Genomic DNA, 13,678 nt, shown 5'->3' on the forward strand with positions numbered 1-13,678 from the left:
TAACTCCCTATTTAAGATATTTATACAATCCCCTTAAAAGCTTTATTTTTTAGAAGACAAAATATCCACTTGCATCTGCACATAAACCGATAAATCATACACCTTGCGCTTTAAAATCAAGTAAAAAGAATAGGCTGGAATGGCCGCTAAAATCCCTGCAGCGGTAGCGATAAGAGCCTTAGAGATAATGGGTGCAATCACCCCAAAAGAAGCTTGACCTAACGCACCCAAATTATTAAACGCTTCTAAAATTTCAACCACCGTTCCAAACAAACCAATAAAGGGGGCTGTAGAAGAGATAATGCTCAATACCACTAAACCTGTCGTGCTTTGCTTAAGAACTTGATGTTTCCAAGCCTGCAACAATTCATTAGAATACCTTTTGGTCTCATCATTCCTTTTTTTATTAAACATGAAATGCTCTGGAGCGTCTTGCACCCCATTAAGAATGTTAGACAAAGATTGCATCTCGCGCTTGAGTTCAATCTTTAGCACAATGCTCTTATACAAAAAGACCCATAAAGTCATCACCAAATAAAGCGAAATCCAAACTAAAACAAGCGTGGTAACAAACCCACTCTTATTGAAAAAATAAACGATTGAATCTAACATGATTATCCCCTTAAAGAGACTCAATCTTAGCAAGCACGCTAGAGACCGCTAACCTGTCAGAGCTTGCATCCTCTAAAAGCTTTTTAGCCCTAGAGATAGCATCATCTCTGTCATCTGATCCTTTTTTAATAAAGACCGCCCCATCGGCTAAAATATCCACCCGTTCTTTGGTAACTTCTGCATAACCCCAATTGATCGCAATGTGCTCTTTTTGGTTTTCAGTTTCAATCTCAATCACTCCCGCTTGAAGCAAGGTGATCATGTTGCTATGCCCATAAAGCACCCCAAATTCCCCTTCAACTCCTGGCAGCACAACGCTTTTAACCTCTCCTGTATAAACTTCCCCCTCAGGAACTACCACACTAATTTTCAACAAAGCCATGGCAAAACCTTTAGGAATTTTTCATGTTTTTAGCTTTTTCTAAAACCTCTTGAATGCTGCCCACCATGTAAAACGCGTTTTCAGGAATGTGATCGTATTTGCCCTCTAAAATCCCTCCAAAGCCCTCTAAAGTCTCTTGAAGGGTTACATATTTACCGGGACTTCCTGTAAAAACTTCAGCCACAAAAAACGGCTGGGATAAAAACTTCTCAATTTTTCTGGCCCTCTCAACAATCTTTTTATCCTCTTCGCTCAATTCGTCTAAGCCCAAAATCGCAATAATATCTTGCAAATCCTTGTATTTTTGCAAAACCTGCTGGATACCGGTAGCGATTTCATAGTGTTTCTCGCCGATCATTTGAGGGCTTAAAATCCTTGAAGTGGAATCCAAGGGATCCACTGCTGGATAAATCCCTTTTTCAGCGATCTTTCTGTTCAATACCGTAGTCGCATCCAAATGCGCAAACACCGAAGCAGGGGCTGGGTCAGTCAAGTCATCTGCTGGCACATACACCGCTTGAACGGAAGTGATAGAACCATTTTTAGTGGAAGCGATACGCTCTTGAAGTTTCCCCATTTCCCCGGCTAGCGTGGGCTGATACCCCACGGCTGAAGGGATACGGCCTAATAGCGCGCTCATTTCCGCACCGCTTTGAGCGTATCTAAAGATGTTGTCAATAAACATCAACACATCTAAGCCCTTTTCATCACGAAAATACTCCGCCATCGTCAAGCCGGTGAATGCGATGCGGTTTCTCGCGCCTGGCGGCTCATTCATTTGCCCATAGCACAGCGCGACTTTGTCTAAAACGCCCCCTTCTTTCATCTCAAAATACAAATCATTCCCTTCTCTGGTGCGCTCCCCCACACCTGCAAACACCGAATACCCATTATGCTTATAAGCCACATTATGGATAAGCTCCATAATAATCACCGTTTTGCCTACGCCAGCCCCACCAAACAAGCCTACTTTACCACCCTTAGAATAAGGTGCGAGCAAGTCAATGACTTTGATACCGGTTTCAAACATTTCTGTTTCAGTGCTTTGCTGCTCAAAACTAGGGGCTTTTCTGTGGATGGGCCAGGTTAAGGACGGCTTAAGAGGCTCTAAATTGTCAATACTCTCGCCCACAACATTAAAAATGCGCCCTAACACTTCTTCGCCCACAGGCACTTCAATCATTTTGCCACGAGCTTTGACGGCTTGGTTACGCACTAAGCCTTCTGTCATATCCATAGCAATCGCTCGCACCCGATTACCGCCCAAATGGGCTGCCACCTCTAAAACTAAAGATTTTTGAGTGCCATTGACTTCAAAATTAATGTCTAACGCTTCAAAAATCGCCGGTAGATAGGACTCAAACTCCACATCTACCACCGGGCCTAAAACCTGAATGATTCTACCTTCCATCGCTTTCATCGCTCCTTAAATGTAATTTTTATTTTAGGGCTTCTACGCCTGCATTGATTTCTACTAGCTCGGTCGTAATCGCCTCTTGTCTGGCTTTATTATAAGAAATAGTTAAAGTTTTAACCAAATCTTTAGCGTTATTTGTCGCTGTATCCATAGCCTGCATTCTAGCGCTGTGCTCTGCGGCTAAAGAATCAATCAAAGCATAGTATAAACTATACTCCACATATTTTTCTGCCAAAGAGTCTAAAATTTCATCTTCACTCCCGCTTGGCTCACTGGTAATGGTCTCTTGCGTCTCATTAGGCTGAGGGTTTTGGTGGATGATTTTATACCCAATAGGCAAAATTGTTTTGACTCTTATTTCTTGGCTGATCATGTTTTTAAAGCCATTATGAATGATAATCACCTTATCGGTTTTCCCACTCAAATAATCCTCTACCACTTTTTTCATGAATTCTTGAGCGCGTTCATAATTAGGCATAGAACTCAAATTGTTGATCTTGTCTAAAACCTCTATCCCATTAAAACTAAAATACTCATTGCCCTTTTTACCAATACCGCGCAAACGCACTTTAATGTCTTTTTCTTTGTATTCATTCGTGCATGCTAAAACTTTTTTAATAGTATTGGTGTTAAAACCCCCACAAAGCCCCTTATCGGCTGTGATAAAAATAATATCCACTTTTTTGATTTCAAGTCTTTCTAGTTCCCTAAAATACTTGCTTTGAATGTCTTCAATCCCTTGATTTTTCATCTTGGATAGCACATCATCAAACACAGCGTCCAGTTTCAAGGCATACGCTCTGGAATTTCTTGCAACCTCTTCGGCTTTTCTTAGCTTGGAAGTGGAAACGAGTTTCATCGCATGCGTGATTTTTTGCGTGTTTTTAACGCTTCCAATTTTCTTTCTAATGTCTCTTAAATTCGCCATATTCTAGCCGTCTCCTACTCGCTATAAGTGAGCTTAAATTCCTCTAAGACTTTTCTTAGCATGGCTTCTAAATCCTTATCTAGCACTTTTTTAGTGTGGATTTCTTCTAAAACTTGGGGGTATTTTGCTTCCAAGAAAGGGTGCAGTTGCTCTTCAAAATCCACGACTTTTTTCACGCTCACGCTATCTAAAAAGCCCTTAGCCCCAGCGTAAATAATGACCACTTGCTTTTCAATAGGCAAGGGCGAATAAGGGGCTTGTTTCAGCACTTCTACCATGCGTTGCCCCCTTTCTAATTGCTTTTTACTCGCTTCATCTAAATCAGAAGCGAATTGCGTGAAGGCTTGCAACTCTCTGTATTGCGCTAAATCCAAGCGCAAAGTCCCTGAAACCTGCTTGGTCGCTTTGATTTGAGCGGCCCCTCCAACCCTTGAAACCGATAAGCCCACATTGATAGCCGGGCGGATCCCTGAATAAAACAAATCCGTTTCTAAGAAAATTTGCCCGTCTGTAATAGAAATGATATTCGTAGGGATATAAGCTGAAACATCGCCCGCTTGAGTTTCCACAATAGGGAGTGCGGTCAAAGAGCCTGCACCTTTTTCATCGCAAAGTTTAGCTGCTCTTTCTAAAAGCCGTGAGTGGATATAAAACACATCTCCAGGAAAAGCCTCCCTACCTGGGGGTCTTCTCAAAATCAAAGAAATTTCTCTGTAAGCGACAGCATGCTTACTCAAATCATCATAAATGATTAGGGCATGGCGGGCATGATCTCTAAAGTATTCCCCCATAGCCACACCTGAATAAGGGGCTAAATATTGCATTGCAGCTGAATCTGAAGCCGAAGCGTTGATCACGACGCTGTATTCCATCGCTCCGTATTCTTCTAATTTGCGGACCACTTGCACGACAGTGGATTCTTTTTGCCCAATAGCCACATAGATACAGATCACATTTTGCCCCTTTTGGTTAATGATCGCATCGATCGCTACGGTGGTTTTACCGGTTTGCTTGTCCCCAATGATCAATTCCCTTTGCCCACGCCCAATAGGCACCAACGCATCAATAGCTTTAATGCCCGTTTGTAAAGGCTCATGCACCGATTTTCTGTCCATAATGCCCGGGGCTTTTTGCTCGATGAGGCTAAACTCATTCGTTTCTATCTCACCCTTGCCATCAATAGGCTCACCCAAAGCGTTCAACACGCGCCCCACAACCGCATCACCCACAGGAACTTTCATCAAACTCTTCGTGCGCTTAACGCTAGTCCCCTCTTTAATATTGTTGCCAAAACCAAACACAATCACGCCAACGCTATCTTCTTCTAAGTTAGCCGCAACGCCTTTATCCCCTGTTTCAAACTCCAGCACTTCATACGACATCACACCATTTAAGCCATAAACCTTAGCCACACCATCAGCGTATGAAACGACTTTTCCTACTTCAGCCATATCGCAATCAAGTTCAAAATTCTTGATTTTTTCTTCAATAACCGAGCTGATTTCTTCCAATTTTAGTTGGGACATTATCTTTATCTCCTTAGATTGATTAAATAGATTGAATAACCTGTTTTTCTATTTTCTTTAAAATATCTTCTTTAGAAAAGCCTATTTCTAAATCCAGGCTTGAAACGCTCAAAGAAACCCCTTTTTTAGACCAAGTGTCTTGAGCGATTTCTATAGGAGCGTTAAAACGCGCTTGCAATTTTTGCTGCACGGCTTCTAGCTCATTATTTTCAAGCTTTTGTGGGACTAAAAGCGTGGCTTCTAAAGTCTTTTTAGAATCAAAAGACAGCTCTTGAGTGATCAATTCCAGCATCTCAAGCCTGTTATTTTTTAACACCACTTCCATCACAGGCTTTAACACTGAACATGCTTTTGTGGAAGTTATTTTTTCTAAGATTTCAAACACAACCTCTTTTTTCACTTTTAAAGAAACATGGGCTAACACCCGGTTGAGTTTGTGCAATTTTATGGCTTCTGCCACATTTTTAAACCCCATAATGATTTCTTCCAATAACGCTAAATCGCCTTTAGTGTGGTTTTTCAACGCTTTAGTATAATGGTTAGCGATCACTTTTAAATCTTGCATTTAAAGCCTTTGTTTCAAAATATTCACGCAATCTTGTGCATTGAAAGAGACTTTTTTGCTCTCTCTTAGATCTTTAAAAACGCTTTCAACCAACTCTCTTTTGATCTTTTTAACTTCTAAATCCATCAACGCCCTAGAATTTTTGATCAAATTTTCCACATCCATTTTGGTTTGCAATTCATATTTTTGCGTGATCGTGTAAGCTTCTTTATTCGCATCAGAAATGATCAATTCCGCTTTTTCTTTGGCTTGCTCTAATTCTTTTAAGAGTTTTTTCTTATTTTCTTTACTCACTTTAAGTTGGGCTTGAATCTCTTCTAAGCGTTTGGAGATTTCAAGGCTTTTGGAGTGCAAAAATGAACGCAGTTTTTTAGCCAGAAAATACCACAAAATCCCCGCAAATAAGAGGAAATTTAAAGAACGCTCTATAATATCTGTTTGTGAAATATCCAATCCAGTAGCGCACAAAGGGCTTAAAAAGATCAAAAACCCTAACACCATTTTAACTAAAAACATCCATCAACTCCCTAAACCCATAGCCACACGCTTGTTTAATTCGTCTTCAAATACCGGCATTTGCGCTTGCAACTGCTCTTTTAGCGCTTGCTTTTCATTTTGCAACTGCTTTGCGAACGCTTCAAACTCTTGATTGAGTTCGTTCTCTTTTTGCTTGATCACAGCGTCATAGGACTCTGTAGCTTTTTGAATCGCTTCTGCTATCATTTCCCTACGCTTTTCAGCCGCTTCTTTAAGAAGAGTCTCAATTTGATGGCGGATCTCCACGCTTTGGGTGTTATCCGTTTTGATTTTAGCCAAGCTATCCTTTATCTCTGCCTGCCTGTTATCCATAAAAGCCAACAAAGGCCTATACACCCAAACATTCATCGCCCACAACAATAACACAAACACCACAAAAACGACCGCCATTAAATAGGGGTTAACCGATATATTCATAACCTATTTCTTTCCTAAAATCCTATAAAATATTTGAAACTCGCATTTGTTATAAAAACATTAACTCTATCTTAACAAAAAATCGCTTAAAATTTGAGAATATCTAAGCGTTAAGACATCATTTTTTTCATAAAAGCCTCTAAAAGAGAATTTTCATAACATCGTAAAACGATTTTATTCCCTTTCAAAGTGGCTTTAAGCTTGTAATGATCCCACAAACTTTGATTAAAGCGTTCTAGTTCATCTTCAGCGATGAGCGTTTGGGTTTCCTTGAAACCATGTTTTTTATTTTCAAAATTTGCGTTTATTTTAAAATCACGCGCTAAATCTTCTGTCTGGCGCACGCTGAGTTTCTGCCCCATAATGGAATTTAAGATCAATTCTTGTTTTTCTTCATCCAAACCCACCAAAACTTTTGCATGCCCTGAAGTGATTTTTTCTTCTAAAAGAGCGTTTTGAACATTAGAAGAAAGCGTCAATAAACGCATGATATTAGCCACATGGGCTCGGGATTTTTTAACGATTTTAGAGAGCTCTTCTTGAGTCATTTGATAGCTTTCAAGCAATTCTTTATAAGATCTAGCCAACTCTAAAGGGTTTAAATCTTCGCGCTGGATATTTTCAATCAAGGCGACTTCACGCATTTTTTCTTGCTCAATATCCACAACAATCGCCTTAATCGTGGGCATTTTAGCCAATTTGCTCGCTCTTAAGCGCCTTTCACCGGCGATCAAATGGTAACGCCCGTTCTCACTCACCACTAAAACCGGTTGCAACAAACCATGTTCTTTAATGGATTGCGCCAATTCTTCTAAAGAATCTTCGCTAAAGACCTTCCTAGGCTGGTAAGGATTAGGCATCACCTCATCAATACCAAGCTCCACAACCCGATTCGCTCTTTCATATAGCCCCTGCTCATACACTTCATTGATTTCAGGGAAAATATCCGCTAAACCCCTACCCAACACTTTATTTTTTGCCATCACTACCCCTGAAGAATGCTTTGAGCTAATTTTTGATAAGCGACACTGCCATTAGATTTAATATCATAGAGTAAGATGGGCTTACCAAAACTAGGCGATTCCGCTAGTTTCACGCTTTTAGGGATCATAATATACTCTCCTGTAGTTGAATCTCTAAAAAACTCTGAGTCAAAATACTTGAACAATTCCGCTAAAACCCCTTTTGTCAAATTGAGTTGAGGGACATGCATCGTGGGTAAAAAACCTCTGATTTTGAGTTTAGGGTTCGTGCTTTTTTGCAGCATTCTAATGGTGTTAAGCAATAATTTAGTGCCTTCAAGGGCAAAAAATTCGCATTGGATAGGAATGATCACCGAATGGGCTGCTGAAAGCGAATTGATCGTGAGAGGCCCTAGAGCTGGCGGGGAATCAATAATGATATAATCATAAAGCCCCACCACGCTCTCTAAGGCGTTTTTGAGCATGAGCTCGCCTCGTTTATTCTCATCTTGAACGCTATCATAAAAGGTTTTTTCAAACCCGGCTAAACCCAAATTAGAAGGCACTAGATCCAAAAAAGGCATTTGGGTTTTTAAGATCACTTGAGAAATTTGCTTACGGCCAATCAACACATGATAAATATCATAATCAATTTTATCTCGCCTAAAACCCAAGCTTGAAGTGGCGTTGGCTTGAGGGTCAAAATCAATCAACAAGATTTTTTTTTCATGCACCGCCAAAGAAGCCGCTAAATTAACCGCCGTTGTCGTTTTGCCCACACCCCCTTTTTGATTGGCCACTGCAATGATTTCACTCATCATACTCACATCCTATCATAAATCTTACCTTTAATACAAATGCGGCCGTCTTCTAACAATTCCGCATCTTTCAAACTCATCGCTTCACCCCAATCATTATGGAAGCTAAAAGAGTTGCTTCTATGAAATTCTAACGCATACTTACTTAAAACTTCCCCCCAAAAAAGATTTTCTTCTATTTTTTTTAAAAAGCCCTCTATAATCAAGTCATCGCTCACGCCAATATCTAAACATGCCCACTTCTGTGAAACCCTATTCACGCCAATGCCGCACACCCGCATGTCTTTATAAACATTAACCAGCACGCCCCCTATTTTTTGATCCCCTAAATACAAATCGTTAGGCCATTTAAGCCAGGTTTGAGAGCCTAAATCTTTTAAAACTTCTTTGAATAAAAACCCTAAATACAAAGCGCTCGCTTGCAAGGGTAAATCTTTAGGCAAATCGCTTGCGTTTAAAGCGAGCGAAAAAGTCAAAGCGCTTTTTGCACCCTCCCAAATATTCCCCCTACTGCCTATCCCAGCGCTTTGGTTTTTAGCCACGATCAAAATAGGGGCTTTGAGTTCGTTATTTTTAAGTTTTTCTAAAAGATAGGTTTGCGTGGAAGGCAGGCTATCAAAAACTCTTTTTTCACATTTTTTCATGTTAAAATACCGCCCGCTTTCAAACGCTTGCCGTTCAAATAATCCTTCGCTTTCAAAGGCTTTTTACCCACCGCTTGCAACCTTGCTATACGCACGCTCCCCTTCAAACAGCCCACAAGAACGCCTTTTTCATCAATTTCTAAAATCTCGCCTTCCTTGTGGCTCTTTTCATTCTCCACCAATTCCACTCCTAAAAGTTTAAGGCTATTTTCTAAAAAGATTTCTGGCCAGCTCTTAAATGCAAGCGATTTTAAAAACAAGCTTTTAGCGTCTTTAAAACCCACTAAACCATCGGCTTTGGTGATTTTTTTACAAAAACTAGCCTGCGCGTGATCTTGAGGCTTTCTTGTGATGGAAGAGAAATTTTTGAGCGTTGAAAGGAGTAAGGCTGCCCCCATATGCGCTAATTTTAAACTCAAAGCGTCTAAATCCAAGTATTCTTCTCTCAAAAACGAAGCGCTTTCTAAAATATCCCCGCTATCTAGCCCCACATCCATAAGCATGGTGCTTATGCCATAAATCTTATCGTCATTGAGTATCATCTCATGAATGGGCGAAGCCCCCCTGTATTTAGGCAATAACGACGCATGCGCATTGATGCAAGGAGCGATTGATAAAACCTCTTTGGGCAAAATCTTACCATAAGCCACCACCACGATAAAATCCGGTTTTAGATCTTTTAAGATTTGAACTTCAGGCTCTTTCAAACTTTGTGGTTGGAAAATGGGGATATTTAAATGATTTTCTAGAATGTATGTTTTAATCTCTGGGGCTTTCAATTCCTTTTGACGCCCAAAAGGTTTATCCATCTGCGTGAATAGCCCCACCACCTCGATCTCTTTATCTTTAACTAACGCCCTTAAGATCACTTCAGCAAACCCCGGCGTTCCCATAAATACGATGCGCATGTTATTCCTTGTTTTTAGTTTTATCTTTTGTAATGCCATACTTTCTTTCACGATCCTTAAAAGCTTTTTCGCCTCCCTCTAATTTCAATAAATCCTCTTTATAATCATCGCTCTCAATCATAAAAGACTGCACAACTGTCTTATTATTCTCATTTTTTAACTGGATAATTAGCTCTGCATCAGCGTTCAAAACAAAATTAGCGTTATGGGTGGCAAAAATAATTTGTCTTTTTTGTTTCTGCTTTTTAATTAAAGTAACTAAATAATTAGCGATTAAAGCGCTGTCCAAGTGGGCTTCTGGTTCATCAATGATGATGGGGTTATTCCCTAAAGATAAAAGGACAACCAATACAGCAGTGCATTTTTGCCCAAAGGAAGTTTCGTTTAAAGCTCTTTTGTCATAACGGACTTCAAAAATTTTATATTTTTCAACATTCCTTAAATGTTTGAGAATGAGAAGCCGATAGATTTGAAAATGAATTTCTCTATCAAATATATCCTTCATGGTTCCATGAAATGCCGCTTTTTTATTTTCAATTGATCCATAAAGCTCTTCTATAAATCCTGCGTGTTGCATATCTATAGTGTTTTTTCAATTTCTTTTAAATATTCCTTGATTTTTGATTGGTGTTTTTTGGTATTAAAACCCTTATCCACCAACTTATCAAAATCCTCAAAAACCTCTTCAAAAATATCTTCATTCAAACGATATTCTATGGTAATTGGTTTCACTTCTTTGTGATTTTTTGAAATTTCTTCAAAAGCCGAATTGATTTTGCTTAATTCCTCATTGATTTGATTTTTAAACTTTTCAATATCTTTATCAATATCTTCATAAGAAAAACCCTTTATTTTGTTAGCAATCTCTTCTATTTCACGCTTTAAATCATTAATATTCATTTTTATGTTTGCCAAACGGTAATTAGCGTTTCCAACATCTCCTATATTTTCATCGCTCACGCCTTTTTCTTTAAGAAATTCCTCAATCTCTTGGAATAATGTCTGGCATTCTGATTCTAGCTTTTTTATATTCTTGTCATCGCTATCAAAACGCCCATTTTTTATATCTGTATCTATTTCTTCAAGTTCCTTGCAAATATTTTGTTTGAGTTGGTTATAGACCTTATCATAGCTGTTCTTTTCTTCCATGTTTTCTTTTGATTCAAAATTCACAACCTGTTTTAATTCTTTAATAAAAGTCAAAAACCCCTCTTTGGATTGTTTTAAGTCAATGAGCACTTTGCGGTTTTCTTGCAGCTTCTCTTTTTTGTCCAAATAGTCTTTATCTGCATAAGTATCTATAATACTTTGGTATTTCTTTCTTATTTTTTCGCTCTCTTTTAGTTGTTCTTCTAGTTTGGTCTTTTTTTGCCAATATGCGATTTGCTCATCAAACTTTTCAATGCCTTTTGTAATTTGCTTTTCTAACTCCTTAAGTTTTCCACTTGACTTGCTATCTATTCTGTTAAAAATAGCCTCTGTGAATTTTGAAACATTAGTTGCAAATTCTTCTACCTCATTTTGAGCTAAATACTCTACACTATCCACTGTGTCTGGCTGTATCTCTATACATTTTTGAATAGTTTCATGTTTTAAGTCTTTCACTAAGTCTTTCACAAAACTATTATTTTTAATTGCTGAGGCGATCAATTGCAACAAAGTGCTTTTACCGCTCCCTCTACCCCCTATCACACAAGTAAAGTTCGGGCTAAAAAATAGTGTTTCATTAAATCCTGCATAACAAAAAGGAGTATCGCCTTTTTCATTGGTATTTTTTACATCTTCATCAAAGTGCAACCCCACACAATCTATCTTATGCAAAGGATCTTGAGGTTTCTCTTTATCAACGCTCACTCTTGTTTCCGGCTCATAAATAATTTGCTTTAATCCCTCAAAAATTTTTTCAGCCTTTATCCAAGTGTATTTTTTCCCTATTGAATCCTCTTTGTGGGCATCGCTACTCTGTAAGAGAGGTTTGTTCTCTTTAAGCCAAAATTCTCTATCCTCTTTAAGATTTCCCTGATCATCTGATGAGTGGATTAAAAAATGCGACTTCTTGGCTATTTTTTCATAATTACTGCTACTGCGAGAATTACCATGCCCCCTTGATAAAAACCCTAGCAAATACTTGCCCATCAAGTTTAAAGACTCTTCTTCTAAACATTCCAACAATTGATCAAAATTGACTACCGCTTTATCAAAATCATCTTTTTCTAAATCTGCAAGTTTTTTCTCAATCCCACAAACATTGGCTTTCACATTTAATAAAAACTTTTTGATGCCATTACTTGAAACCTCATCTGAAAAAATAATGTGAAAGTCCAAACAATCATCTTCCTTATTTTGATAATCCAACCTGACTTCTAAATTATAAAAAACCTTAATACCCCTCTTTTCTATTTTTTCTTTTAATGCAAATTCTTTCTCATTAAACTTAAAATAGTTCGTTAATCCAATACAATCAATCTCGCTAGTGCATAGTTTTTGTATAAAATCCTCTTCAGAACATTGATACGCCTTATTTAAATGCGTGTATGGCGTATGCACATGCAAATCCCATTTATGCCAACTTGAACCTTTATTCTTATCTTTATTGCCCATATTCTCTCCTAAATATTATTATCTCAAAGCACCCACAAAAACTAATCTTCTAAATCTTCCCCATCATACCCAAGCTCCAACGCTTTCACTTGCCCTATCGCATTACCCATAATGCCCTTAATGGAGCCATACATGTTAATCGTGCCCTCAAACACTTTTTCTATTTGCTTTTCCCTGCTTTTCCAAATCCTAGCCATCGCGCGTTTTTCGTTTTCTAAATCCACCCTCAATTGCTCAAACCCCTCTATAATCGCGCTCACTTGCATAAAAAATTCAGAGCTTGTCAAATAATGATAGAGCAGATTCACTTTATCGCCTTTATTTTCCTGACTTTTTTTAGCCAAACTCACTTGAATAACCCCCTCTCTTAACACCGTGCTCAACCCCTTAAATTCTTCAAACGAACACACCCACACCCCTTCAAATAACCCCATCCTTTCCATCTCTTTAGGCAGCGCTTCACTCACAATGACCCCCACATCAGCCCCAATCTCTCGCATGTCGCTTTTAAGCTTTTCCACCCAAGCTTTTTGAAATTCTTTAGTGCGTTTGCTCTCATAATAAATTTTCCCACAATTTTGAAATTCCCTAGTATGCACCACTTGAATGCAATCGCCCCCTCTTTGCCCTTTTTTGATTTCTTCAATGCAATCTAAGGGGAATTTTTGCCTCAAAAACTCTTCAATCGCTAATTCTTGCACCTCGCCTTGGAATTGCTGCGAGCTTAATTCAGCCTTTCTTTGAGCGTTTTTCAACTCGTTTCTTAACATTTCTAATTGCTCTTCTTGCTGCTTGAATTTCAATTCATTTTTTTCATGCAAGGCTTTTTCTATTCTTTCTCTCTCCAAATCCAATTTCTCATTCAATTTTTTTTCATTTTCCGCTTTCAATCGGCTCTCTGCTTCGTTATTTTCTCTTTTTAGCCTTTCAATTTCCGCATCTTTTTGGTGCAATTCCTGGAGCTGTTTGGACTTCTCATCCAATTCTTTTTGCAACAATTCCAAGCCCTTTTGCTGCTCTAAAAAAGCGTTTTTTCTGGCTTCTTCAATGATTTTAGCCCTTTCATCTTGTAAGGCTAAGGCGCTCGCTTGTTTGACTGCGTCATCAAATTTAGTCTTTTGTTCCTTCTCTTTCTCTTTTAAGGCCTCTTCTTTTTGCTCTAAAGCTTTGAAATGGCTCTGGTACTGTGCTCTTTTTTCCTTCACCTCTTTTTCAAACTCTTTTTGTTGGGCTAAAAACCGGCTTTGATTTTCTAACTCAATCTGTTTGTATAGCGCTTCATTCACATCAATGGGTGCTTGACAATTAGGGCATTTAAAAGAATGGGTTTGATTTTCTTGCATGATTTTCCTTTAAGATTT

The 13,678-nt window shown here is 38.6% G+C and carries 13 protein-coding genes and 1 pseudogene; all 14 read right to left on the minus strand.

Annotated elements, in window-relative coordinates:
• Positions 1–42: 42 nt before the first annotated feature.
• Positions 43–612, minus strand: coding sequence for a MotA/TolQ/ExbB proton channel family protein (locus HPSH112_RS05530; protein ID WP_000887321.1), 570 nt, complete (start codon positions 610–612; stop codon positions 43–45).
• A gap of 10 nt (positions 613–622) precedes the next feature.
• A complete protein-coding gene (gene atpC, locus HPSH112_RS05535) occupies positions 623–994 on the minus strand; it encodes an ATP synthase F1 subunit epsilon (protein WP_001196322.1) in 372 nt (123 codons plus the stop codon).
• Positions 995–1,004: 10 nt separating this feature from the next.
• On the minus strand, positions 1,005–2,405 hold the full coding sequence (atpD, locus tag HPSH112_RS05540; RefSeq protein WP_014662272.1) for a F0F1 ATP synthase subunit beta: 1,401 nt from the start codon (positions 2,403–2,405) through the stop codon (positions 1,005–1,007).
• 28 nt (positions 2,406–2,433) lie between these two features.
• Complete coding sequence (gene atpG, locus HPSH112_RS05545; protein ID WP_000002171.1) at positions 2,434–3,339, minus strand: ATP synthase F1 subunit gamma; 906 nt, start codon at positions 3,337–3,339, stop codon at positions 2,434–2,436.
• A 14-nt stretch (positions 3,340–3,353) separates the two neighbouring features.
• Complete coding sequence (gene atpA / locus HPSH112_RS05550) at positions 3,354–4,865, minus strand: F0F1 ATP synthase subunit alpha (RefSeq protein ID WP_000080520.1); 1,512 nt, start codon at positions 4,863–4,865, stop codon at positions 3,354–3,356.
• 22 nt (positions 4,866–4,887) lie between these two features.
• Positions 4,888–5,430: a F0F1 ATP synthase subunit delta gene (locus tag HPSH112_RS05555; RefSeq protein WP_001153193.1), complete on the minus strand. Its 543-nt coding sequence runs from the start codon at positions 5,428–5,430 to the stop codon at positions 4,888–4,890.
• Complete coding sequence (locus HPSH112_RS05560; protein WP_000480428.1) at positions 5,431–5,946, minus strand: F0F1 ATP synthase subunit B; 516 nt, start codon at positions 5,944–5,946, stop codon at positions 5,431–5,433.
• A 3-nt stretch (positions 5,947–5,949) separates the two neighbouring features.
• Positions 5,950–6,384, minus strand: a complete 435-nt coding sequence (locus HPSH112_RS05565) for a FoF1 ATP synthase subunit B' (protein WP_001027653.1) — start codon at positions 6,382–6,384, stop codon at positions 5,950–5,952.
• Positions 6,385–6,494: 110 nt separating this feature from the next.
• The gene (locus HPSH112_RS05570; protein ID WP_001107426.1) at positions 6,495–7,367 is read right to left on the minus strand and encodes a ParB/RepB/Spo0J family partition protein; all 873 of its coding nucleotides are present in this window, start codon (positions 7,365–7,367) and stop codon (positions 6,495–6,497) included.
• A gap of 2 nt (positions 7,368–7,369) precedes the next feature.
• A complete protein-coding gene (gene soj, locus HPSH112_RS05575) occupies positions 7,370–8,164 on the minus strand; it encodes a chromosome partitioning ATPase Soj (RefSeq protein ID WP_001874325.1) in 795 nt (264 codons plus the stop codon).
• A 5-nt stretch (positions 8,165–8,169) separates the two neighbouring features.
• Positions 8,170–8,808 (minus strand): biotin--[acetyl-CoA-carboxylase] ligase, encoded by a 639-nt coding sequence (locus tag HPSH112_RS05580; protein ID WP_000710485.1) that lies wholly within the window; start codon positions 8,806–8,808, stop codon positions 8,170–8,172.
• Complete coding sequence (fmt, locus tag HPSH112_RS05585) at positions 8,805–9,716, minus strand: methionyl-tRNA formyltransferase (protein ID WP_001223512.1); 912 nt, start codon at positions 9,714–9,716, stop codon at positions 8,805–8,807. Before fmt ends, HPSH112_RS05580 begins: the two co-directional genes overlap by 4 nt.
• Before the next feature lies 1 nt (position 9,717).
• Positions 9,718–12,317 (minus strand): annotated as a pseudogene (locus HPSH112_RS05590) (TrlF family AAA-like ATPase).
• Positions 12,318–12,358: 41 nt separating this feature from the next.
• Complete coding sequence (locus HPSH112_RS05595) at positions 12,359–13,660, minus strand: DUF2130 domain-containing protein (protein ID WP_001157425.1); 1,302 nt, start codon at positions 13,658–13,660, stop codon at positions 12,359–12,361.
• Positions 13,661–13,678: the final 18 nt, after the last annotated feature.

It is taken from the genome of Helicobacter pylori Shi112, assembly GCF_000277405.1.
Classification (GTDB): domain Bacteria; phylum Campylobacterota; class Campylobacteria; order Campylobacterales; family Helicobacteraceae; genus Helicobacter; species Helicobacter pylori_C.